Consider the following 24,407-nt stretch of genomic DNA (forward strand, 5'->3'; position numbering starts at 1 on the left):
GGAACGATCCCGCGCACTCGTGCGTCGTGGCCACCCCGATAGGGGCGGGAATTCCGACTCAGAACTTCTGATAAAGTCGGATCCGCCGAAAGGCAAGGTCACTCCAAAGGCCATCAGAATTCAAATTCGAACCGGAAACGGAACGGAAAAGAGTCTGGTAAGGTTGGAACCGCCGGAAAGGGAAACGCGAAAGCGAAGAACTGGAAAGCAAACCCGCTTCGGCCGGGAATCGGACACGAAAGAGTCTGATAGAGTCGGAAAAGCAAGACCGAAGGGAAAGCCCGGAGGAAAACCCCAGAGAATGTTCTGCGGGTGAGTACAAAGGAAGCGTCCGTTCCTTGAGAACTCAACAGCGTGCCAAAAGTCAACGCCAGATATGTTGATACCCCGGCCTGCTTCGGCAGGTTGGTGGTTCCTTTGAAAGTCCTGCCGGGCCTCACGGTTCCGGTAGGCAATTACACAGCGAGGACGCTGTGAACGATCGGTCTTATTCCGGCTGATCGTTCCGCTCTCGTGTTGTGTTGTCCCGATTACGGGAAAACATTCACGGAGAGTTTGATCCTGGCTCAGGACGAACGCTGGCGGCGTGCTTAACACATGCAAGTCGAACGATGAAGCCCTTCGGGGTGGATTAGTGGCGAACGGGTGAGTAACACGTGGGCAATCTGCCCTTCACTCTGGGACAAGCCCTGGAAACGGGGTCTAATACCGGATGACACTCTGTCCCGCATGGGACGGGGTTGAAAGCTCCGGCGGTGAAGGATGAGCCCGCGGCCTATCAGCTTGTTGGTGGGGTGATGGCCTACCAAGGCGACGACGGGTAGCCGGCCTGAGAGGGCGACCGGCCACACTGGGACTGAGACACGGCCCAGACTCCTACGGGAGGCAGCAGTGGGGAATATTGCACAATGGGCGAAAGCCTGATGCAGCGACGCCGCGTGAGGGATGACGGCCTTCGGGTTGTAAACCTCTTTCAGCAGGGAAGAAGCGAAAGTGACGGTACCTGCAGAAGAAGCGCCGGCTAACTACGTGCCAGCAGCCGCGGTAATACGTAGGGCGCAAGCGTTGTCCGGAATTATTGGGCGTAAAGAGCTCGTAGGCGGCTTGTTGCGTCGGTTGTGAAAGCCCGGGGCTTAACCCCGGGTCTGCAGTCGATACGGGCAGGCTAGAGTGTGGTAGGGGAGATCGGAATTCCTGGTGTAGCGGTGAAATGCGCAGATATCAGGAGGAACACCGGTGGCGAAGGCGGATCTCTGGGCCATTACTGACGCTGAGGAGCGAAAGCGTGGGGAGCGAACAGGATTAGATACCCTGGTAGTCCACGCCGTAAACGTTGGGAACTAGGTGTTGGCGACATTCCACGTCGTCGGTGCCGCAGCTAACGCATTAAGTTCCCCGCCTGGGGAGTACGGCCGCAAGGCTAAAACTCAAAGGAATTGACGGGGGCCCGCACAAGCAGCGGAGCATGTGGCTTAATTCGACGCAACGCGAAGAACCTTACCAAGGCTTGACATACACCGGAAAGCATCAGAGATGGTGCCCCCCTTGTGGTCGGTGTACAGGTGGTGCATGGCTGTCGTCAGCTCGTGTCGTGAGATGTTGGGTTAAGTCCCGCAACGAGCGCAACCCTTGTTCTGTGTTGCCAGCATGCCCTTCGGGGTGATGGGGACTCACAGGAGACTGCCGGGGTCAACTCGGAGGAAGGTGGGGACGACGTCAAGTCATCATGCCCCTTATGTCTTGGGCTGCACACGTGCTACAATGGCCGGTACAATGAGCTGCGATGCCGCGAGGCGGAGCGAATCTCAAAAAGCCGGTCTCAGTTCGGATTGGGGTCTGCAACTCGACCCCATGAAGTCGGAGTTGCTAGTAATCGCAGATCAGCATTGCTGCGGTGAATACGTTCCCGGGCCTTGTACACACCGCCCGTCACGTCACGAAAGTCGGTAACACCCGAAGCCGGTGGCCCAACCCCTTGTGGGAGGGAGCTGTCGAAGGTGGGACTGGCGATTGGGACGAAGTCGTAACAAGGTAGCCGTACCGGAAGGTGCGGCTGGATCACCTCCTTTCTAAGGAGCACTTCTTACCGGGCTTGCCTGGTCAGAGGCCACTACGTCGGCAAATGTTCGACGGTGGTTGCTCATGGGTGGAACGTTGACTATTCGGCACGACAGGTTGTTGTTCACTAGTACTGCTTCGGCGTGGAACGTGGGGATGGCTTGTCGGGTCGGGCACGTTGTTGGGTATCTGAGGGTACGGCCGTGAGGTCGCCTTCAGTTGCCGGCCCCAGTGAACTCGTCTGTTTGGGCGGGGTGGTGGGTGGCTGGTCGTTGTTTGAGAACTGCACAGTGGACGCGAGCATCTGTGGCCAAGTTTTTAAGGGCGCACGGTGGATGCCTTGGCACCAGGAACCGATGAAGGACGTGGGAGGCCACGATAGGCCCCGGGGAGCTGTCAACCGAGCTTTGATCCGGGGGTGTCCGAATGGGGAAACCCGGCAGTCGTCATGGGCTGTCACCCGCTGCTGAACACATAGGCAGTGTGGAGGGAACGAGGGGAAGTGAAACATCTCAGTACCCTCAGGAAGAGAAAACAACCGTGATTCCGGGAGTAGTGGCGAGCGAAACTGGATGAGGCCAAACCGTATGTGTGTGATACCCGGCAGGGGTTGCGCATGCGGGGTTGCGGGAGTTCTCTTGATCAATCTGCCGATTGGTCGACGAGTCAGAAACCGTTGATGTAGGCGAAGGACATGCGAAAGGTCCGGCGTAGAGGGTAAGACCCCCGTAGCTGAAACATTAACGGCTCGTTTGAGAATTTCCCAAGTAGCACGGGGCCCGAGAAATCCCGTGTGAATCTGGCGGGACCACCCGCTAAGCCTAAATATTCCCTGGTGACCGATAGCGGATAGTACCGTGAGGGAATGGTGAAAAGTACCGCGGGAGCGGAGTGAAATAGTACCTGAAACCGTGTGCCTACAAGCCGTGGGAGCGTCGCTGTTGTTCTTCGGAGCAACAGTCGTGACTGCGTGCCTTTTGAAGAATGAGCCTGCGAGTTTGCGGTGTGTTGCGAGGTTAACCCGTGTGGGGAAGCCGTAGCGAAAGCGAGTCCGAATAGGGCGTTTTAGTAGCACGCTCAAGACCCGAAGCGGAGTGATCTAGCCATGGGCAGGTTGAAGCGGAGGTAAGACTTCGTGGAGGACCGAACCCACCAGGGTTGAAAACCTGGGGGATGACCTGTGGTTAGGGGTGAAAGGCCAATCAAACTCCGTGATAGCTGGTTCTCCCCGAAATGCATTTAGGTGCAGCGTCGTGTGTTTCTTGCCGGAGGTAGAGCACTGGATAGGCGATGGGCCCTACCGGGTTACTGACCTTAGCCAAACTCCGAATGCCGGTAAGTGAGAGCACGGCAGTGAGACTGTGGGGGATAAGCTCCATGGTCGAGAGGGAAACAGCCCAGAGCATCGACTAAGGCCCCTAAGCGTACGCTAAGTGGGAAAGGATGTGGAGTCGCAGAGACAACCAGGAGGTTGGCTTAGAAGCAGCCACCCTTGAAAGAGTGCGTAATAGCTCACTGGTCAAGTGATTCCGCGCCGACAATGTAGCGGGGCTCAAGCGTACCGCCGAAGTCGTGTCATTCCAGCGTATAGGGCCAACGCCTGCTGGGATGGGTAGGGGAGCGTCGTGTGCCGGGTGAAGCAGCCGCGGAAGCGAGTTGTGGACGGTTCACGAGTGAGAATGCAGGCATGAGTAGCGATACACACGTGAGAAACGTGTGCGCCGATTGACTAAGGGTTCCTGGGTCAAGCTGATCTGCCCAGGGTAAGTCGGGACCTAAGGCGAGGCCGACAGGCGTAGTCGATGGACAACCGGTTGATATTCCGGTACCCGCTTTGAAACGCCCAATACTGAATCAGGCGATGCTAAGTCCGTGAAGCCGGCCCGATCTCTTCGGAGTTGAGGGTAGTGGTGGAGCCGACGAACCAGACTTGTACTAGGTAAGCGATGGGGTGACGCAGGAAGGTAGTCCAGCCCGGGCGGTGGTAGTCCCGGGGTAAGGGTGTAGGCCGTGTGGTAGGTAAATCCGTCACACGTTAAGGCTGAGACCTGATGCCGAGCCGATTGTGGTGAAGTGGATGATCCTATGCTGTCGAGAAAAGCCTCTAGCGAGTTTCATGGCGGCCCGTACCCTAAACCGACTCAGGTAGTCAGGTAGAGAATACCGAGGCGTTCGGGTGAACTATGGTTAAGGAACTCGGCAAAATGCCCCCGTAACTTCGGGAGAAGGGGGGCCATCACTGGTGAGGAGACTTGCTCTCCGAGCTGGGGGTGGCCGCAGAGACCAGCGAGAAGCGACTGTTTACTAAAAACACAGGTCCGTGCGAAGCCGTAAGGCGATGTATACGGACTGACGCCTGCCCGGTGCTGGAACGTTAAGGGGACCGGTTAGCCGACTTTCGGGTCGGCGAAGCTGAGAACTTAAGCGCCAGTAAACGGCGGTGGTAACTATAACCATCCTAAGGTAGCGAAATTCCTTGTCGGGTAAGTTCCGACCTGCACGAATGGCGTAACGACTTCTCGACTGTCTCAACCATAGGCCCGGTGAAATTGCACTACGAGTAAAGATGCTCGTTTCGCGCAGCAGGACGGAAAGACCCCGGGACCTTTACTACAGTTTGATATTGGTGTTCGGTTCGGCTTGTGTAGGATAGGTGGGAGACTTTGAAGCGGCCACGCCAGTGGTTGTGGAGTCGTCGTTGAAATACCACTCTGGTCGTGCTGGATGTCTAACCTCGGTCCGTGATCCGGATCAGGGACAGTGTCTGATGGGTAGTTTAACTGGGGCGGTTGCCTCCTAAAGAGTAACGGAGGCGCCCAAAGGTTCCCTCAGCCTGGTTGGCAATCAGGTGTTGAGTGTAAGTGCACAAGGGAGCTTGACTGTGAGACCGACGGGTCGAGCAGGGACGAAAGTCGGGACTAGTGATCCGGCAGTGGCTTGTGGAAGCGCTGTCGCTCAACGGATAAAAGGTACCCCGGGGATAACAGGCTGATCTTCCCCAAGAGTCCATATCGACGGGATGGTTTGGCACCTCGATGTCGGCTCGTCGCATCCTGGGGCTGGAGTCGGTCCCAAGGGTTGGGCTGTTCGCCCATTAAAGCGGTACGCGAGCTGGGTTTAGAACGTCGTGAGACAGTTCGGTCCCTATCCGCTGCGCGCGTAGGAATATTGAGAAGGGCTGTCCCTAGTACGAGAGGACCGGGACGGACGAACCTCTGGTGTGCCAGTTGTTCTGCCAAGGGCATGGCTGGTTGGCTACGTTCGGAAAGGATAACCGCTGAAAGCATCTAAGCGGGAAGCCTGCTTCGAGATGAGTATTCCCACCAACTTGATTGGTTAAGGCTCCCAGTAGACGACTGGGTTGATAGGCCAGATGTGGAAGCCCGGTAACGGGTGAAGCTGACTGGTACTAATAGGCCGAGGGCTTGTCCTCAGTTGCTCGCGTCCACTGTGTTTGTTCTGAAATAACGAACGGCCGTGTTGTTCCGGTGTTGGTTAATTTCATAGTGTTTCGGTGGTCATTGCGTTAGGGAAACGCCCGGTTACATTCCGAACCCGGAAGCTAAGCCTTTCAGCGCCGATGGTACTGCAGGGGGGACCCTGTGGGAGAGTAGGACGCCGCCGAACTCCTTTTACGGGAAAGCCCCGTGCCCTTGTGGCACGGGGCTTTTCTGCGTTCGGAGCGTCTAGGCTCGATCCGCATCGTCGCGCCCGACTCGGCAAGGCCGGCCTGGCCGGCCTGCGTCGAAGGGAGAGAGGCGGCTGGAACAGTGGGACTCCGTCAGAAACATGTGTGGGCAGTGGTTCTGAGCACCCCTGATCTCAGGGTATGCTTTACCTCGTTGCCACAGCGCAGCAGGCCCCAATAGCTCAGTCGGTAGAGCGTCTCCATGGTAAGGAGAAGGTCTGCGGTTCGATTCCGCATTGGGGCTCAGGCAAGATGAAAGGCCCTCACCATCCGGTGAGGGCCTTTCGCATGTGATGAAGGCTCTGGAGTCCTAGCCCAGACATCAGCCGCAAAGTAGGTGCGGGGGAGCAGGGGCCCACCATTTCCTGGGCCCGGCGCCCGTCGTTGGTCTGGTCGAATGATCAGCGGGCGAAGGGGCTGGGCGTGCGCCAAGAGTGGTCGCTGGAGGAGTTGCTGGCGGCGCCTGCTGCTCGCGCTGTTCGCGCTGGGGCACCGACCTGGGCATCCGCGCGATCATGGCAACCGGCGAGCACGGCGAGCGCGAGGCCGCGCTGCGGCACGTGCGTCGGCACTTCATCACCGTGGACAACCTGTGAGCCGCCGCCACCAAGCTGGTGAACGGTACCTGTGCCGCCCGGGACGCCGCATGGTGGGGCCAAGGCATCGCGTGCGCTTCGGACTCGAAGAAGTTCGGGTCCTGGTCCTCGAACTCCATGACCGAGTACCACGGCGGCTACGGCGGCAACGGCGTGGTGTTCTACTGGCACGTCCAGCGGAAGAACGTCTGCATTTACTCGCAGCTGAAGTCCTGTTCGTCGTCGAAGGGCGTGGCGGTGATCGAGGGCCTGCTGTGGCACTGCACGGGCGCCGCGATCGAGTCGAACTACGTCGACACGCACGGCGCGAGCGTGGTCCGGTTCGCCTTCACCGAGCTGCTCAACTTCCGTCGGCTGCCCCGGTTGAAGAACATCGGCAGCTTTCCGCCTGTACGGCCCCGACGAAGCGCCGCCCGGCTGGCCCGCGCTCGTCGGCTCACTGCCCCGGCCGACCCGCTGGGACCTGATCGAGCAGCAGCATGACCAGATGGTCAGGTACGCCACCGCGCTACGGCTCGAGACCCTGCTGGTGCAGCAGGTCCTGGTCGAACCGGCGTGGGCGAAGAAGCTCACCGACGAGGACCGGCGCGGGCTGACCGCCCTGTTCTGGTCGAACGTCAACCCGTACGGAACCTTCCGTCTGGACATGGACAAGCGCCTCGACCTAGGGCTGGTCGCCTCCGCACCCGGCGGACACCGCCAACCGATCAACCATGGAGGCGCGATGAAGGACTTCCAGAACCTCACCGACCCCGGTATCAACGAGGCCGCGTGGCGGGGGACATCGGCCGCCCGCCTGGCTGACTCAGCGTCATGAGCCGCCGCGTCCTCGGCGCGAGATCACTGCCGCCACCATCGCCGCCGTCCCGGTCACCACCGCCGGGCCGAGCAGCGCGGCTCCTGTGATCACTGCTCCGTGTCACCAGGCCACAAACGCCGGTGATCCTGCGGCTCTACCAGGTGTCGGCGGTGAAAGTGAGCTTCACGACGCGCAGCTGCAGAAGTCCGGCGGCCGGCGACGTTCACAGCGGTAGCCGTCTCACCTCCGGCCGACGACCGAGCCGGAGCTCCTTGGAGACGTGAGGTATGGCGGTTGTTCCGCGGCTGGGCCATGCGATGTCGTCAACGGCGAGAAACGGCTCGCCGGCCACGGTCGCGGGGGTTGCCCCGGTGAACGCCATGACGTCCCGATGCAGGTGGGACTGGTCGGCGTAGCCGGTTTCGGCTGCGACTTGGGCCGCGCCTTCACCCGCGACCAGGCGGTGGGCGGCATGGTCGAAGCGGACCAGCTTCACGGCGCGCTTGGGCGGCAGGCCGAGCTGCGACCGGAACCGGGACCACAGCCGTTTACGGCTCCACCCGACCTCGGCCGCGAGTCCGTCGACCCGGGCCAGGCCACGGCTGACGACGATCCGGCGCCAGGCCCAGGCCACCTCCGGGTCCACCAGCGGCCCCGCCTCATGTCGGCGGGCGAGCAGAGCGTCCGTCAACACGAAGCGATCCTGCCACGACGAGAGATCGCCGAGTTGCTCGCGGATCCGTGACGCCTCCCGGCCCCACAGGTCGCCCAGCGAAACGACGGCGCCGTCGAGGTCGGCGGGGGAGGCGCCCAGAATCGCGCGTGCGATCACCGGGGACAGGCGCACCTGCACGCACTCGACGTTCTCCCCCCGTGCCCGGACCGCGCCTCCGGACCCGAGCCCGGGCCCGGCGACGAAGCTTCCCCGCTGCTGCCGTCCTGCGGCGCACTCAAGGACGGGCGAACCGGCGCCGAACTCCAGGAGCAGCGTCACGGCCGGGTACGGGACTATCCGGAGCGCTTCCAGGTCACGGGCACGGAACCCGGCCATGGTGACACCGGCCACCCGGCTGGGCCGCCGCGGGCACTCAACGCCCCACATGGCCGCACCGCGCACGAAGGTCCGCATCACCCCATGCTACGTGAGCCGGCTAAGGGGAACATTCGTCCAATCCACCGGCGCGTACCCGCGGAGACAGTGGGCTCATGACTGTTTCTGACGGCGATCCCTACGTGAACGGCGGCGCCGAGGCCACCGAGAGTTCCACCCTGTCGCTGGACGACGGCGACATCTACGTGTGCCAGGACGGCCCCCGCGACGCCCCCGTACTCCTGCTCATCCACGGGTCCGCGTCCTCGACCCGCTCGTGGAACTCGATGGTTCCACTGCTGACCGGAACTCACCGCGTCATCCGGATCGACCTGCTCGGGCACGGCCGGTCGGCCAAACCGGCCGACCGCAGCTACGCGATCCCGGACCAGGCACGTCGGGCCGGCGTGGCACTGGACCGGCTCGGCGTCGAGCACGCCGTGGTCGTCGGTCATTCCAGCGGTGGCGTGGTCGCCACCGCCCTCGCCGAACAGCGGCCCGACCTCGTGACCGCGCTCGCGCTCGTCAACACCGGACCCAGCCTGGACGCCTTCATCGCACCGGAGTCCGCCGCAACCGGCCCCTCGCAGTGGCCGCCGACCGACGAGCAGCTCCGGCGGTTCGCGAGCACGGGTTTCAGCCGCGCGGGCTACCAGATCCCGGAAGAGCTCCTGGACGACGTGCGCGCTATGACTCACCACACGTTCACCACGACGATGCGGGCCACCCGCTCCTACCTGGAGCAGCAAGTGCTGCCGGATCGGCTGACGGTCCTGGGCAAGCCGCTACTGGTGATCTTCGGCGAGGACGACCGCAGATGGCGATCCTCATCCGCCTCCGATTACCGCGCCGTTCCGGGCGCGGAGGTCGAGTTGCTACCCGGACTCGGGCACTCGCCCCTGCTCGAGGATCCGCCGCGGACCGCCACCCCCCTGCTGGCCTTCACCACGATCCACGCCGTACGGGTGGACTGATGAAAAGAAGGGGTGCCATGCGGATTCTCGTCTCCGGCGCCAGCGTCGCCGGTCCGGTTCTGGCCTACTGGCTCACCAGGCACGGCTTCTCCGTCACCGTCGTCGAGCGCGCGCCGACTCTACGCAAGACTGGCGGCCACGCGGTCGACCTGTTTCGGCCCGCGATGAACATCTCGGAGAAGATGGGCGTGCTCCCGCGTGTCGAGGAGCGGGCCACCGGCACGAACCGAATGACCGTCTACCGGGAGGGCTCACGGCATCCCGTCCGGGCGGACCTCTCCAAGATCTTCAGCGCCACCTCCGACAGGCACGTCGAGATCATGCGCGACGACCTGAGCGAAATCTACTACGACGCCGCACGCGACGACGTCGAGTACGTCTTCGGCGACTCGATCACCGCGATCTCGCCCGACGGCGAGGTGCGGTTCGAAAACGCCGCGCCGCGCCGCTTCGACCTCGTCGTCGGTGCGGACGGGCTGCACTCCAACGTGCGCCGCCTCGTCTTCGACGAGGAGTCCCGCTTCAACGCCTTCATCGGGGCCTACCTCGGGGTGCTGACCCTGCCGAATGTCTCCGACCTCGACGGCGAGCTCCTCATCCACGTCGGCGTCGGCCGGACTGCCGGCATGTACGGCGCGCGGCACCTCGGCGACGCGCGGGCGTTGTTCCTGTTCCGGAGCGAGTGCGAGCTCGACTACCACCACCGCGACGTGCCCCGGCAGAAGGAGCTGCTGCGCGGTGCGTTCGCCGGCATGCACGCCCATGTGGACCGCTGGCTGGACGAGCTCGACCGCACCCCGGCGTTCTACTTCGACTCGATCACCCAGCTCCGCATGGACACCTGGTCGCAGGGGAGGGTGACGCTCGTCGGCGACGCGGGCTACTGTTCCGGTCCGGCCGTCGGCGGCAGCACCAGCCTGGCCGTCGTCGGCGCGTACGTCCTCGCCGGAGAGCTGGCACGGGCGGGCGGCGACCATGAGCGCGCCTTCCCCGCCTACGAGCGCGTGATGGCGCAGCACGTGCGCGGCAGCCGCGCGGTCGCGCTGAGCGCGGCGAAGACCCTGATCCCCACGTCCCGCCTCGGCGTGTGGGGACTGGCCCAGGGCGCCCGCCTGATCTCCGCCCTGCCCGCGGGCCCCAGCCGCGCCATCGTTCGCCTCGCCACAAAGAGCGCACGTTTCTACAACTCCGTGACCGTCGACGACTACCCGCCGTCGCCAGCCGCATCAGGAGGTCGGGGCGGCCTCGCGGGCGACCCCGGAGGCGGCCGGCCGAGGAGCTGAAGGCGAACGATGTCGGCCGGGGAGTTCCTCACCGACGAACTCCAGGGCTCACACGATCCGTCCGGCATCGTGTTCACCGTGCCGGCGGCCATGTCCGGCATGGACCGCGGGTAAATCCGCGACCTCACTCCGGAGGGCCAAGAGTCCGCCCGCAAGCGCGGCGAGACCATCGGCGGCGCGGGCGTGACCGATGACTCCATGCTGTCCATGGCCCTCCAGAAGCGCGACCAGGAGATGAGCCTGCGCGACATCGCCAAGCGGCTCGTCATCGCCACGGGCGCGAAGAAGGGCCAGCGCCCCGCACCCGCCGCCGTCATGCGGATGCTGCGCGAACACGACGAACAGACCAACACGGCGGTGAGCGCGTGATCACACCGCTACTTTGCGGCTGGTGTCCGAGCTAGGACACCAGGGCCATGAAGTGCGGTCAGGTGGTGGGTGGTTCGGGGACGCGCATGGCGAGGATGGCCATGTCGTCGGAGGCCGGCTCGGCGGCGAAGCGTTCGACCGCGCGCAGGATGCGTGCTGCCACCGCGCCGGCCGTGAATCCCGTACAGGTGGCCAGCACGTCCGCCAGGCCGTCGTCGCCGAGCATGCGGGTGCCCTCACGGCGTTCCGTGACGCCGTCGGTCACGCACAGCAGGACATCGCCCGGGGCCAGGGTGACCGTCTGCTCGTAGAGTTCGAGGTCCTCGATGACGCCCAGCAGCGGCTGAGGTTCGGCGGCTGCCTCGACCGAGCCGTCCTGGCGCAGGCGCAGCGGCAGGGGGTGCCCCGCGCAGACCACCTTCAGCAGAGCGCTGCCGTCCTCCTGCGGCCATAGCTCCCCGTACAGGAGGGTCAGGAAGCGGCTGCGGGCGCCCTCGTCCAGGATGGCGGCGTTGAGGCGCTCCAGGACGGCCGGGCCGCCGAAGCCCTCGCGTGCGAGGAGGCGCAGGGCGTGGCGGGCGAGACCCGTGACGGCCGCGGCCTCAGGACCCGTACCGCAGACGTCACCGATGGCGAATCCATAGGCGCCGTCGCGGATCGGGAAGACGTCGTAGAAGTCGCCGCCGACCTCGTTGCCTTCGCCCGCGGCGCGGTAGATGACCTCGATCTCGACATTGGGGACCTCGGGCAGTCCCGGCGGCAGCAGGCTGCGCTGGAGGGACTGACTGATCGCCATGCGCTCCGAGTAGAGGCGGGCGTTGTCGAGTGCGAGGGCGGCGCGTCGGGAGAGGTCCTCGGCCAGTTCCAGGATCTCCTGCCGGAAGTGGTCGTCGGAGGGCTTTCCGAGCGTGAGCATGCCGATGACGCGGTTTCGGGCGACGAGCGGCAGGACCACGGTCTCTCCGCCCACCGCCGCGGCGGTTGCGAGCGTCGTATGAATGCCGGCGCCGAGCCCGCCGAGTTCGCCGAGGCCGAGCGTACGCATCGAGGTTCGCAGGGCAGCCTGGTGGGCGGCCTCGGACGGGGCCGCCCAGACGCGGGCTCCCGGAGTCGGCACCGGGTCCGGAGGAGCGATCTTCGAGAGCAGGGCCTTGAGGCCGTCGATGCGTTCCTCGTCCTCGTGCAGCACGTAGGAGAGGTACGGCTCCGAGGACTGGTCGGCGATCGTGTAGACGGCGCACCAGGTGGCCAGGGTGGGGACCGTCATCTGGGCCATCAGTGCCAGGGTCTGGTCCCGGTCGAGGGTGCCCGCGAGCAGGTCGGAGGCCTCGACGAGGAAGGAGAGGGAACCGCGGCGCAGACGCTCCAGCTCGCCCAGGCGGGCCGATTCGACGGCCAGTGCGATGCGGTCCGCGGCGAACTGGAGGCGCAGGGCCTCCTCGTTGGAGTAGCGGCCGGCCGCTTCTGCGGCAACCCCCAGCGAGCCCGTGAGGCGTCCTTCGACCTTCAGCGGGACGGTGACGACGGAGCGCATCCCGGTCCCGCCGAGCAGGGGGACGGCTCCGGGAACGTTGTCGAGGTCTTCGTGGACGGCGGGCATCCGGGCGGAGCCGTAACGTCCGGTGCCTGCCTCGACCGGGACCCTGGCGAAACGTTGGCGGGCGGAGGGCAGGCCGGTCGTGGCCCGTACCTCCAGTTCCGTTTCGTCGTCCGTCGCCAGCAGCAGGAAGGCCGAATCGGCGTCGAGCATGTCGCGGGCCCGTTCGACGGTGCGCTGGAGCAGGCCGTCGAGGTCGTCGGGGGCCGGGGAGCCGATGAAGATCTCGAACGGATCCGTCTTGTGGCCGTCGGCATTGGTGTCGGACACCGGTGCGCGGACCGGGGATTGGAGGACGGCTCGTTCGTAGTCACGGACGAGCAGACAGACCGTGGACGGTTCGCCGCGGGTGTCGCGGACCCGGAGGTGTGAGGCGTAGACGGGGATGGTGCGGCCGTCGGCGCCCCGGATTCCGTAACTGCCCTCCCAGCGGGAGAGCCGCAGCGCCTCGGCGATTCCGGTGTTGGTGCCGGGCGTCTGCGGCCAGGCGGTGAAGTCGGTGAGCTGTTTCCCGGTGACCTGATCGGCGGTGTGTCCGAAGAGGAACGCGGCGTCCTCGTTCCAGGCGGCGATGGAACCGGTGCTGTCGATCTGGACGACGGCCACCCGGACATGCTCGTCGGCGACCGGGAGCAGCCCGACGGGGAGCAGCGGGCCGGCGGAGCGGAGGCCCACCGGGCGTTCGGGAAGATCGAGCTGGAACCAGACGTGTTTGTGGGTGGGCGAATACTCGACGCCCCACCGGGAGGCGAGCGCCGCGCAGAGCAGCAGCCCGCGGCCGTTCTCGCGGTCTGGGCTGCCGAAGTTCAGACCTGTGCTCTGGAGCGGGATCTCGCGTTCCGGATAGTGGTCGGAGACCTCGACGCGTACGCCGTCCTCCGTACGCAGGCACAGCACGTCCGCTGCCGTGCCCGCGTGCACCACGGCGTTGGTCACGAGCTCGCTGGTGAGGACGACGGCGTCGTCGACGACATCCGTGTATCCCCAGCCCTGAAGGGTGTCACGGACAAAGGCGCGGGCGGTCGCGACCGAGCGCCCTACCGGGTCGAAGGTGGCAGCCGCGCGCGCGGTGATCACAGCACTCCCCATATGGTGTCTCGTCGCTTCCCCGAGTCCTGTGCCCGTTTCTCGCCGCTTCGATTCGCTTGCCAGGCTAGACGCTCGGTCTCGGTACCGAGTACACGAGGGCCGACTTCGGGCAGCAACGACCAGTAACAGTCACGGGACCGGACAAGTGTGGGCTTCCCAACAGGGGTATGTGGAACAACCGTTGGAGGCTGCACCCCGATCGGGTCGGGCCTGGTACGTTTCAACGATTTGACGTCCGCATGGTCACCCGTTGACGGTGGGCAGTGTCGGTAGGTCAATGAGGAACTGGGCAGAGTCCCGGACAAGGCCCGAACGATACGGTCAACCCCTGCGGGAGGGATCACGGTGGAGTCTGGCGTGGCGGCGCGGGGAACAGGCACGCGCACAAAAGGCGGACAGCCCGTGAGGAAACAGCGCAATGGAACCATGGACGTCGACGCGGCGGCGCTCAACAAACTCCTGGCGGGTCTGGTGGCGATGCGCGACGGGAACTTCCGCAGGCGTCTGACCGTCTCGGGTGACGGCGTGATGGCGGAGATCTCGGCGGTCTTCAACGAAGTCGCCGACCGTAACCTCCACCTCACCGGCGAGCTGGCGCGGGTGCGGCGGGTGGTCGGACGTGAGGGGAAACTCACCGAGCGCCTGGAGACGGGCGCCTGCGAGGGCTCCTGGGCCGCCGCCATCGACGCCTCCAACGAACTGGTCGACGATCTGGCCCGGCCGGTCTCGGAGGTCGGACGGGTGCTGTCGGCGGTTGCCGACGGTGATCTCGAACAGCGCATGGAGTTGCGGTCGCACACGGCCGACGAGACGGTGCGGCCGCTGCGCGGCGAGTTCCTGAAGGTCGCCCGTACGGTCAACAACCTGGTCGACCAGTTGTCGGCGTTCACCGAGCAGGTGACGCGGGTTGCCGTCGAGGTGGGCACCGAGGGCAAGCTCGGCGGGCAGGCCCAGGTGCGCGGCATGTCCGGGTCGTGGAAGGACCTCACGGACTCCGTGAACACCATGGCGTACCGGCTCACGGCGCAGGTGCGGGACATCGCCCTGGTGACGACGGCGGTCGCCAAGGGGGACCTGTCGCGGAAGGTCACCGTCCATGTGGCCGGCGAGATGCTGCAGCTCAAGAACACCGTCAACACGATGGTCGACCAGCTGTCGTCGTTCTCCTCCGAGGTGACCCGGGTCGCCCGGGAGGTGGGCACGGAGGGCGAGCTGGGCGGGCAGGCGACCGTGCCCGGTGTGGCCGGGGTGTGGAAGGACCTCACCGACTCCGTCAACACGATGGCCGGCAACCTGACCTCGCAGGTGCGGGGAATCGCCGAGGTGACCACGGCCGTCGCCAACGGTGACCTGTCACAGAAGGTGACGGTGAGTGCCCGGGGCGAGGTTGCGCAGCTGGCCGAGACCATCAACCAGATGACCGAGACGCTGCGCACCTTCGCGGACGAAGTGACCCGGGTGGCCAGCGAGGTCGGTGGCGAGGGGCTGCTCGGCGGCCAGGCCCAGGTGCCGGGGGCTGCGGGGACCTGGAAGGACCTCACCGACTCGGTGAACACGGTCTTCCGGAACCTGACGACCCAGGTGCGCGACATCGCGCAGGTGACCACGGCGGTGGCCAGCGGTGACATGACGCAGAAGGTCACCGTCGACGTGGCCGGCGAGATGCTGGAGCTGAAGAACACCGTCAACACGATGGTGGACCAACTCCAGTCCTTCGGTTCGGAAGTGACCCGGGTGGCCCGGGAGGTCGGCGTCGAGGGCCGGCTCGGCGGTCAGGCGGAGGTGCCGGGGGCTGCGGGGACCTGGAAGGACCTCACGGACTCGGTGAATACGGCGTTCCGGAACCTGACGGGGCAGGTGCGCGACATCGCGCAGGTGACGACGGCGGTCGCCAACGGTGATCTCTCGCAGAAGGTCACCGTCGATGTCGCGGGCGAGATGCTGGAGCTGAAGAACACCGTCAACACGATGGTGGCGCAGCTGTCGTCGTTCGCCGATCAGGTGACGCGGATGGCGCGTGACGTGGGCACGGAGGGCCGGCTCGGTGGCCAGGCGCGGGTCGACGGCGTCTCCGGTACGTGGAAGGAGCTCACCGACTCCGTCAACTTCATGGCGGGGAACCTGACCTCCCAGGTGCGCCAGATCGCGCAGGTGACCACGGCGGTGGCGCGGGGCGACCTGTCGCAGAAGATCGATGTGGACGCGCGCGGCGAGATCCTGGAGCTGAAGAACACCATCAACACGATGGTCGACCAGCTCTCCGCCTTCGCCGACCAGGTGACCCGGGTCGCTCGCGAGGTGGGCACCGACGGGCGGCTCGGCGGCCAGGCGCAGGTGCCGGGTGTGGCCGGTGTGTGGCGTGATCTGACCGATTCGGTGAACGGCATGGCGGGGAACCTCACCGCCCAGGTCCGTAACATCGCGCAGGTCGCCACGGCGGTGGCGCGCGGTGACCTGTCGCAGAAGATCGATGTGGACGCGCGTGGCGAGATCCTGGAGCTGAAGAACACCCTCAACACGATGGTGGACCAGCTCTCGAACTTCGCCGAGCAGGTGACGCGGGTCGCCCGCGAGGTGGGTACGGAAGGGATCCTCGGCGGCCAGGCCGAAGTACAGGGGGTGTCCGGTACGTGGAAGGACCTCACCCAGTCCGTCAACGGCATGGCGAACAACCTGACCCTGCAGGTCCGTAACATCGCCGAGGTCACCACCGCGGTCGCCAACGGCGATCTCTCCAAGAAGATCACGGTCGATGCCAAGGGCGAGATCCTCGAACTGGTCACGACCGTCAACACGATGGTCGACCAGCTACTGAACTTCGCCGACGAGGTGACGCGAGTCGCCCGCGAGGTGGGTACCGAGGGCATCCTCGGCGGCCAGGCCAGGGTGCGCGGTGCGACCGGTATCTGGAAGGACCTCAGCGACAACGTCAACCTGATGGCCAACAACCTGACCAGTCAGGTGCGGAACATCTCCCGGGTCTCGTCCGCGGTCGCCAACGGCGATCTGACGAAGAAGGTCACCGTCGAGGCGCGCGGCGAGGTCGCCGAACTCGCCGACACCGTCAACACGATGGTGACGACGCTGTCGTCGTTCGCCGACGAGGTGACGCGGGTCGCCCGCGAGGTGGGCACGGAAGGTGAGCTGGGCGGCCAGGCACGCGTTCCGGGGGTCTCCGGTACGTGGAAGGACCTCACCGAGTCCGTGAACTCGATGGCGTCCAATCTGACCGGTCAGGTGCGGCAGATCGCCACGGTGACCACGGCCATCGCCAAGGGCGACCTCACCAAGAAGATCGACATCGACGCGCGCGGCGAGATCCAGGAGCTGAAGAACACCATCAACACGATGGTCGATCAGCTGTCCTCGTTCGCCGAGCAGGTGACCCGGGTGGCCCGTGAGGTGGGTACCGAGGGCCAGCTGGGCGGCCAGGCCCGGGTCCGGGACGTCGACGGCACCTGGCGCGACCTCACCGAGTCCGTGAACGAGATGGCCGGGAACCTCACCCGTCAGGTGCGGGCGATCGCGGCCGTTGCCACGGCGGTGACCCGTGGCGACCTCAACCTCAAGATCGATGTGGACGCGGCCGGCGAGATCCAGGCCCTGCAGGACAACATCAATACGATGATCGCCAACCTGCGCGACACCACGGCCACCAACAAGGAGCAGGACTGGCTGAAGGGCAATCTCGCCCGGATCTCCGGCCTGATGCAGGGGCGGCGCGATCTCGACGACGTGGCCTCGCTGATCATGAGCGAGCTGACCCCGGTCGTCTCCGCGCAGCACGGTGCGTTCTTCCTGGCCATGCCGACCGGTGACACCGGCACGGTGGGATCGGACAGCGACAAGGACAGCGCGTACGAACTCCGTATGAGGGGCAGCTACGGATATTCGGCGGGTTCGATGCCGACATCCTTCCGGCCCGGTGAGACCCTCATCGGCACGGCGGCGGAGGAGAAGCGGACCATTCAGGTGGACAACGTTCCGCCGGGCTATCTGAAGATTTCCTCCGGGCTCGGTGAGGCGCCGCCCGCGCATGTGATCGTGCTGCCGGTGCTCTTCGAGGGGAAGGTTCTCGGTGTGATCGAGCTGGCCTCGTTCCAGCCGTTCACACATATTCAGCGGGACTTCCTGAACCAGCTCGCAGAGATGATCGCGACGAGCGTCAACACCATCAGCGTCAATACGAAGACCGAGAAACTCCTTGAGCAGTCGCAGGAGCTGGCCGCGCAATTGCGTGACCGGTCGCAGGAGTTGGAGAACCGGCAGAAGGCGCTCCAGGCCTCCAACGCCGAGCTGGAGGAGAAGGCCGAGCTGCTGGCCCAGCAGAACCGGGACATCGAGGTCAAGAACACCGAGATCGAGGATGCCCGGCAGGTCCTGGAGGAGCGTGCCGAGCAGCTCGCGGTCTCGATGCGGTACAAGTCGGAGTTCCTGGCGAACATGTCGCACGAGTTGCGTACGCCGCTCAACTCGCTGCTCATTCTCGCCAAGCTGCTCGCGGACAACGCAGAGGGGAATCTCTCGCCGAAGCAGGTGGAATTCGCCGAGACGATCCACGGGGCCGGTTCCGATCTGCTCCAGCTGATCAATGACATCCTCGATCTGACGAAGGTCGAGGCGGGCAAGATGGACGTCAGCCCCACCCGGATCGCGCTGGTCCAGCTCGTCGATTACGTGGAGGCGACCTTCCGGCCGCTCACCGCGGAGAAGGGGCTCGATTTCTCCGTACGGGTCTCACCTGAGCTTCCCGCGACCCTGCACACGGACGAGCAGCGGCTGCTTCAGGTGCTGCGCAACCTCCTTTCCAACGCGGTGAAGTTCACCGACAGCGGGGTGGTCGAGCTGGTGATCAGGCCGGCCGGCGAGGACGTGCCGAACGCTATCCGCGAGCAGCTCCTGGAGGCCGGCTCGCTCCGTGACGCCGACGCCGATCTGATCGCCTTCTCGGTCACCGACACCGGTATCGGGATCGCGTCCAGCAAGATGCTGGTGATTTTCGAGGCGTTCAAGCAGGCGGACGGTACGACCAGCCGCAAGTACGGCGGTACGGGGCTCGGCCTGTCCATCAGCCGGGAGATCGCCCGGCTGCTGGGCGGCGAGATCCACGCGGCGAGCGAGCCGGGCCGCGGCTCGACGTTCACGCTGTATCTGCCGCTGCACCCGAGTGAGTTGCCGCCCCAGGGGTATCCGCAGATCGGCCCGGGGCCGGGTGAGGCATATGGTGCCGCGGCCGAGGAAGGTCTGCTCGCGGAGGCCGGTCCGAGCGCCGACCCGACGGCCGCCGCACAGGACTCGGCCGGTGCGCCGGGCGGCTCCGATGCCGTTGGTGGCGCCGGTGCCGCTGGTGCCGCCGGGCTGATGCGGCGGCGCCGCATGACTCTGGGGGGCGCAGAGCGAAGGCCCGTGCTGCCGTCTCGCGCCGCCGATCCGCAGGAGCCGTGGGCGCTCGGCGGGCAGGAAGAACCACAGGCCCGCAGGGCGTTCCGGTTCCACGGCGAGAAGGTGCTGATCGTCGACGACGACATCCGTAACGTCTTCGCGCTCACCAGCGTGCTGGAGCAGCACGGTCTTTCGGTGCTGTACGCGGAGAACGGACGCGTGGGCATCGAAGTCCTGGAACAGCACGACGATGTGACGGTCGTACTGATGGACATCATGATGCCGGAGATGGACGGTTATGCCACGACGGCGGCGATCCGCCGGATGCCGCAGTTCGCCGGCCTGCCGATCGTCGCGCTGACCGCGAAGGCCATGAAGGGCGACCGGGAGAAGGCGCTCGAATCCGGCGCTTCCGATTACGTGACCAAACCTGTCGATCCTGATCATCTCCTTTCCGTAATGGAGCAGTGGATGCGCGGAGAGTGATCATTAGTTGCGAGAATCCCCATGAGTTGTTGATCGACTGTGCTCACGGGAGTGTGAGAACGCGCCGTACGGGGAACCTTCTCGTCCCCCGCCGCGTTTCTGCTGTGTGCACAGTGACATCGTGGTGACAGGGTGTGGTGATGGGCGGGGTGCAGCTACCATGACCGGCACAAGGAAGGACGGCGTAAGGGAGTCGTCCCCTGGGGCGGCGCCCGGTGCAATTCCGGGGCGAGGAGGGCGGGCCATGATGCAGAAGGCCAAGATCCTCCTGGTCGATGACCGGCCGGAGAATCTGCTGGCGCTGGAGGCCATCCTCTCTGCGCTCGATCAGACACTGGTGCGGGCATCGTCAGGGGAGGAAGCGCTCAAAGCGCTGCTCACGGACGACTTTGCGGTCATTCTGCTGGACGTCCAGATGCCGGGCATGGACGGTTTCGAAACCGCCGCGCACATCAAGCGGCGGGAACGGACGCGGGACATCCCGATCATCTTTCTCACCGCGATCAATCACGGTCCGCATCACACCTTCAGGGGTTACGCGGCGGGCGCGGTGGACTACATCTCGAAGCCGTTCGACCCGTGGGTGCTGCGGGCCAAGGTCTCGGTCTTCGTCGAGCTGTACATGAAGAACTGCAAGCTGCGAGAGCAGGCGGCGCTGCTGCGGCTCCAGCTGGAGGGCGACAGTAACGGCGGCGCGGGCCACGAGAGGGAGCCCGCAGGGCTGCTGGCCGAGCTCTCGGCGCGGCTCGCGGCCGTCGAGGAGCAGGCCGAAGCGCTCTCCAAGCAGCTCGACGACGAGTCGGCGGACGCCGCGGCCGTGGCGACCGCCGCCCACTTGGAACGCAAACTGACCGGCCTGCGCCGGGCACTCGACGCGCTGGAGCCCGGCACCGGAAGCGGCGCGGCCGTGCTCCCCTCGTAACTTCGTAGGGCGCGCGACTCCACCAGGGGAGCGGTCCGGTGGTCCGACCTCCGGCGGGGAACGGGGGGTTGCCCGCATTCTCTGCCCAACTGCCCGGCTTTCCCGGTCGTTCGGCAGTTTGACGGTTCGCCAGTTCGATGGGCCGGCGTTCTGATGGGTCGGCGGGCCGGACAGGGCTTCTGGTGACGTGGCGACATGAGGGCGCGTCAGTTTCCGGCCTCTGTCCAGCGACACGGTCGGGTGAAGCGGCAGGCACACGTGTTCACGGCCGCAGACACCGGTAACCTCGGCACCATGGCCTCACGTACGTCCGGCAAGGGTTCCCAGGGCACGGCGGGCACCGCGAAGCGCGTCGGCCGTACCGCGGGGCCGGCCAAGAAGACCGCGCCCGCCAAGAAGACCGCCGCGAAGAAGACCGCGCCCGCGAAAAAGGCCCCCGCCAAGAAGGCGGCCGCGCCCAAACCGGCGCCGTCGCCCACCGGCGGTGTGTACCGCGTGGCGCGTGCCGTCTGGCTCGGCGCGGCCCACGCCGTCGGCGCGATGTTCCGCGGCGTAGGGCGCGGCGCCAAGGGACTCGACCCCGCACACCGCAAGGACGGAGTCGCGCTGCTGCTGCTCGGTCTCGCGCTGGTCGTCGCCGCGGGCACCTGGTCGAATCTGCGCGGGCCCGTCGGCGATCTCGTCGAGATGCTCGTCACCGGAGCCTTCGGCCGGCTCGATCTGCTCGTTCCGATACTGCTCGGCGCCATCGCCGTACGCCTGATCCGCTACCCGGAGAAGCCCGAGGCCAACGGACGCATCGTCATCGGTCTCTCCGCCCTCGTCATCGGGGTGCTCGGACAGGTCCACATCGCGTGCGGATCGCCCGGCCGGGGCGACGGCACCACGGCGATGCAGGACGCGGGTGGGCTCATCGGCTGGGCGGCCTCCAAACCGCTGATCTACACCATGGGCGAGGTCCTCGCCGTACCGCTGCTGTTGCTGCTCACCGTCTTCGGGCTGCTCGTCGTCACGGCCACCCCGGTGAACGCCATTCCGCAGCGGCTCCGGCTACTCGGCACCAAGCTGGGCATCCTCGACCCCGTGTACGACCCCGAGGCCGACGAGGAGAACGACGACGAGCGCTACGACGAGCAGTGGCGCGAGGCGCTGCCCGCCCGCTCCCGCCGTTCCTCCGTACGCCGCTTCGAAGCGTCCGCGGAGTACGACCCCGACCAGGCGGAGTCCGACGCGCTCTCCACGCGCCGCCGACCGCGCAGGCCCTCCGTGCAGCACGCGATGAACCGGACGATGGACGCGGTGGACGTCGCGGCTGCCGCGGCTGCCGCGCTCGACGGGGCGGTGCTCAACGGCATGCCGCCCTCGCCGATCGTCGCCGACCTCACCCAGGGCGTCTCCGTCGAGCGCGAACGCCCGGGCTCGCCGGTGCCGGGCGCCCGGGAGGGCGAGCCCGCCGCCGGGGGAGGAAAGCCGGAGAGGGGGGCGGCGCCCTCGGGCAGCGTGCCCGATCTGACGAAGCCCGCGCCCGACCGCTCGCAGTCCCAGCCGCTGCCGGCCCGCGCCGAACAGCTGCAGCTCTCCGGCGACATCACCTACGCGCTGCCCTCGCTCGACCTGCTGGAACGCGGCGGGCCGGGCAAGACCCGCAGTGCCGCCAACGACGTGATCGTCGCGGCCCTGACGAACGTCTTCACCGAGTTCAAGGTCGACGCCGCCGTCACCGGCTTCACCCGCGGACCGACGGTCACCCGGTACGAGGTGGAGCTCGGCCCCGCGGTGAAGGTCGAGCGGATCACCGCGCTCGCCAAGAACATCGCGTACGCCGTCGCCAGTCCCGACGTACGGATCATCTCCCCGATCCCGGGCAAGTCGGCGGTCGGCATCGAGATCCCCAACACCGACCGGGAGATGGTCAACCTCGGCGATGTGCTGCGCCTCGCGGACGCCGCCGAGGACGATCACCCGATGCTGGTCGCGCTCGGCAAGGACGTCGAGGGCGGCTATGTGATGGCCAACCTGGCGAAGATGCCGCACGTGCTGGTGGCCGGCGCGACCGGTTCAGGCAAGTCGTCCTGCATCAACTGCCTGATCACCTCGGTCATGGTGCGGGCGACGCCGGACGACGTCCGGATGGTGCTGGTCGACCCCAAGCGGGTCGAGCTGACCGCGTACGAGGGCATCCCGCACCTGATCACGCCGATCATCACCAACCCGAAGCGTGCCGCCGAGGCGCTCCAGTGGGTCGTACGGGAGATGGACCTGCGCTACGACGACCTGGCCGCGTTCGGGTACCGGCACATCGACGACTTCAACCAGGCCGTCCGCAACGGCAAGGTCAAGCCGCCGGAGGGCAGTGAGCGCGAGCTCTCGCCGTACCCGTATCTGCTGGTGATCGTCGACGAGCTCGCCGACCTGATGATGGTCGCTCCGCGCGACGTGGAGGACGCCATCGTCCGCATCACCCAACTGGCCCGCGCCGCCGGTATCCACCTGGTGCTCGCGACCCAGCGCCCCTCGGTCGACGTCGTCACCGGCCTGATCAAGGCCAACGTGCCCTCCCGGCTCGCCTTCGCCACGTCCTCGCTGGCCGACAGCCGGGTCATCCTCGACCAGCCCGGCGCCGAGAAGCTGATCGGAAAGGGTGACGGTCTGTTCCTGCCGATGGGGGCCAACAAGCCCACCCGTATGCAGGGGGCCTTCGTCACCGAGGACGAGGTCGCGGCCATCGTCCAGCACTGCAAGGATCAGATGGCGCCGGTCTTCCGCGACGACGTGGTGGTCGGCACCGCCAAGAAGAAGGAGATCGACGAGGACATCGGCGACGACCTGGATCTGCTCTGCCAGGCCGCCGAACTGGTCGTCTCCACCCAGTTCGGATCCACCTCGATGCTCCAGCGCAAGCTGCGGGTCGGCTTCGCCAAGGCCGGCCGGCTGATGGACCTGATGGAGTCGCGGAACATCGTCGGGCCGAGCGAGGGATCCAAGGCGCGCGACGTCATGGTGAAACCGGACGAGCTGGACGGGGTGTTGGCACTGATCCGCGGGGAAACCGCTTCGTAGGTGAAGTCGGGCAACCGTTTCGCCGGGTCGTACGTCAAGTTGGAGGGAGGGACGGCAGGATTGTCCTTCGAGAGGTGGATCGGAGCATCGGACAGCGTTCGAGTCCGATGGCGTACAAAGTCCTTCCTCCGGTTGCCTCACCCTTTCGTACCCCCCCTAGACTGAACACCCAGCAGGTGGCTCACGCTCGAAAGGCGCCCCCGTGTCCATCGGCAACTCCCCCGAAGACGACCGGCCTTTGATCGGTCGAGTGCTTCAGCAGGCTCGTATCGCCGCAGGTCTCACGGTCGAAGAGATCAGTTCGTCCACCCGGGTGCGCATCCCCATCGTGCATGCGATCGAAGAGGACGACTTCTCCCGCTGTGGCGGCGACGTGTATGCGCGCGGCCATATCCGTACCTTGGCGCGTGCCGTCGGGATCGATCCGGAACCGCTGGTTTCGCAGTACGACGCCGAGAACGGCGGCCGTCCCGCACCCACGCCCGCGGCGCCGCTGTTCGAGGCCGAGAGAATCCGTTCCGAACCCCGCCGGCCCAACTGGACGGCGGCCATGGTCGCGGCGATTGTCGCCGTCGTCGGTTTCGTCGGCTTCACCTTCTTCAAGGGTGGCGACGACGGCCCCTCGACCACGCAGGTCGCGGAGGGTTCGACGCCCAATACGAAGAGCCCCGAGCAGAAGACCAGCAAGCCCGCCGACCCCAAGCCGGTGCCTTCCGACGGTGCCATCGCCGCGGCACCCAGGGACAAGGTGACGGTGAAGCTCAGCGCCAGTCAGGGCAAGAGCTGGATCTCCGCCAAGGACCACAACGGGCGGCTGCTGTTCGACGGCCTGCTGGCCCAGGGCCAGTCCAAGACCTTCCAGGACCAGGAGCGGGTCGATCTCGTCCTCGGCAACGCCGGGGCCATCGAGCTCTTCGTGAACGGCAAGAAGGTCGAGGAGAAGTTCCAGCCCGGTCAGGTCGAGCGGCTCTCGTACACGAAGGGCGACCCGGCGGTCGGCTGACCCCCGTATAC

Annotated in this window: 12 protein-coding genes, 1 tRNA gene and 3 rRNA genes; 14 read left to right on the forward strand and 2 right to left on the reverse strand. The window is 65.9% G+C overall.

Annotated features, from left to right (window positions below):
- Positions 1-543: 543 nt before the first annotated feature.
- The 7 genes from OG306_RS28515 to OG306_RS28545 all read left to right on the forward strand — a co-directional run bounded on the left by OG306_RS28515 (position 544) and on the right by OG306_RS28545 (position 7,159).
- Positions 544-2,069, forward strand: a 16S ribosomal RNA gene (locus tag OG306_RS28515).
- 297 nt (positions 2,070-2,366) lie between these two features.
- Positions 2,367-5,491: ribosomal RNA gene (locus OG306_RS28520) — 23S ribosomal RNA — on the forward strand.
- A gap of 77 nt (positions 5,492-5,568) precedes the next feature.
- Positions 5,569-5,685 (forward strand): 5S ribosomal RNA (gene rrf / locus OG306_RS28525).
- The 16S, 23S and 5S rRNA genes sit together here with 1 tRNA gene alongside, the layout of an rRNA operon.
- A 232-nt stretch (positions 5,686-5,917) precedes the next feature.
- Positions 5,918-5,990, forward strand: a tRNA-Thr gene (locus tag OG306_RS28530).
- Positions 5,991-6,180: 190 nt separating this feature from the next.
- Positions 6,181-6,342: a hypothetical protein gene (locus tag OG306_RS28535; RefSeq protein WP_266749052.1), complete on the forward strand. Its 162-nt coding sequence runs from the start codon at positions 6,181-6,183 to the stop codon at positions 6,340-6,342.
- Positions 6,343-6,360: 18 nt separating this feature from the next.
- Complete coding sequence (locus tag OG306_RS28540) at positions 6,361-6,825, forward strand: Tn3 family transposase (protein WP_266749054.1); 465 nt, start codon at positions 6,361-6,363, stop codon at positions 6,823-6,825.
- A gap of 4 nt (positions 6,826-6,829) precedes the next feature.
- Complete coding sequence (locus OG306_RS28545; protein WP_266749055.1) at positions 6,830-7,159, forward strand: hypothetical protein; 330 nt, start codon at positions 6,830-6,832, stop codon at positions 7,157-7,159.
- A 205-nt stretch (positions 7,160-7,364) separates the two neighbouring features.
- Here the strand turns inward: OG306_RS28545 and OG306_RS28550 are convergent, their stop codons facing one another.
- Complete coding sequence (locus OG306_RS28550; protein ID WP_266749056.1) at positions 7,365-8,270, reverse strand: AraC family transcriptional regulator; 906 nt, start codon at positions 8,268-8,270, stop codon at positions 7,365-7,367.
- A gap of 77 nt (positions 8,271-8,347) precedes the next feature.
- On the opposite strand from OG306_RS28550, the gene OG306_RS28555 reads away from it, so the two are divergent.
- The 3 genes from OG306_RS28555 (at position 8,348) to OG306_RS28565 (ending at position 10,857) form a co-directional block, all read left to right on the forward strand.
- Positions 8,348-9,205 carry an alpha/beta fold hydrolase gene (locus OG306_RS28555; protein ID WP_266749058.1) on the forward strand — a complete coding sequence of 286 codons (858 nt, stop codon included), beginning with the start codon at positions 8,348-8,350 and terminating at the stop codon, positions 9,203-9,205.
- Between the two features lie 17 nt (positions 9,206-9,222).
- Positions 9,223-10,488 carry an FAD-dependent monooxygenase gene (locus OG306_RS28560; RefSeq protein ID WP_266749060.1) on the forward strand — a complete coding sequence of 422 codons (1,266 nt, stop codon included), beginning with the start codon at positions 9,223-9,225 and terminating at the stop codon, positions 10,486-10,488.
- 183 nt (positions 10,489-10,671) lie between these two features.
- The gene (locus OG306_RS28565; RefSeq protein ID WP_266749061.1) at positions 10,672-10,857 is read left to right on the forward strand and encodes a hypothetical protein; all 186 of its coding nucleotides are present in this window, start codon (positions 10,672-10,674) and stop codon (positions 10,855-10,857) included.
- A gap of 58 nt (positions 10,858-10,915) precedes the next feature.
- Here the strand turns inward: OG306_RS28565 and OG306_RS28570 are convergent, their stop codons facing one another.
- Positions 10,916-13,531 carry a SpoIIE family protein phosphatase gene (locus OG306_RS28570; protein WP_266749062.1) on the reverse strand — a complete coding sequence of 872 codons (2,616 nt, stop codon included), beginning with the start codon at positions 13,529-13,531 and terminating at the stop codon, positions 10,916-10,918.
- Positions 13,532-13,945: 414 nt separating this feature from the next.
- On the opposite strand from OG306_RS28570, the gene OG306_RS28575 reads away from it, so the two are divergent.
- The 4 genes from OG306_RS28575 (at position 13,946) to OG306_RS28590 (ending at position 24,396) form a co-directional block, all read left to right on the forward strand.
- Positions 13,946-19,411: a HAMP domain-containing protein gene (locus tag OG306_RS28575; RefSeq protein ID WP_266749063.1), complete on the forward strand. Its 5,466-nt coding sequence runs from the start codon at positions 13,946-13,948 to the stop codon at positions 19,409-19,411.
- Between the two features lie 244 nt (positions 19,412-19,655).
- Positions 19,656-20,333 carry a response regulator gene (locus OG306_RS28580; protein WP_266749064.1) on the forward strand — a complete coding sequence of 226 codons (678 nt, stop codon included), beginning with the start codon at positions 19,656-19,658 and terminating at the stop codon, positions 20,331-20,333.
- 294 nt (positions 20,334-20,627) lie between these two features.
- A complete protein-coding gene (locus tag OG306_RS28585) occupies positions 20,628-23,393 on the forward strand; it encodes a DNA translocase FtsK (protein ID WP_266749066.1) in 2,766 nt (921 codons plus the stop codon).
- A gap of 202 nt (positions 23,394-23,595) precedes the next feature.
- Positions 23,596-24,396 carry a helix-turn-helix domain-containing protein gene (locus OG306_RS28590; protein WP_266749067.1) on the forward strand — a complete coding sequence of 267 codons (801 nt, stop codon included), beginning with the start codon at positions 23,596-23,598 and terminating at the stop codon, positions 24,394-24,396.
- The last annotated feature ends 11 nt before the right edge of the window (positions 24,397-24,407 follow it).

The sequence above is a fragment of the Streptomyces sp. NBC_01241 genome (assembly GCF_041435435.1).
In the GTDB taxonomy this organism is placed as follows: Bacteria; Actinomycetota; Actinomycetes; order Streptomycetales; family Streptomycetaceae; genus Streptomyces.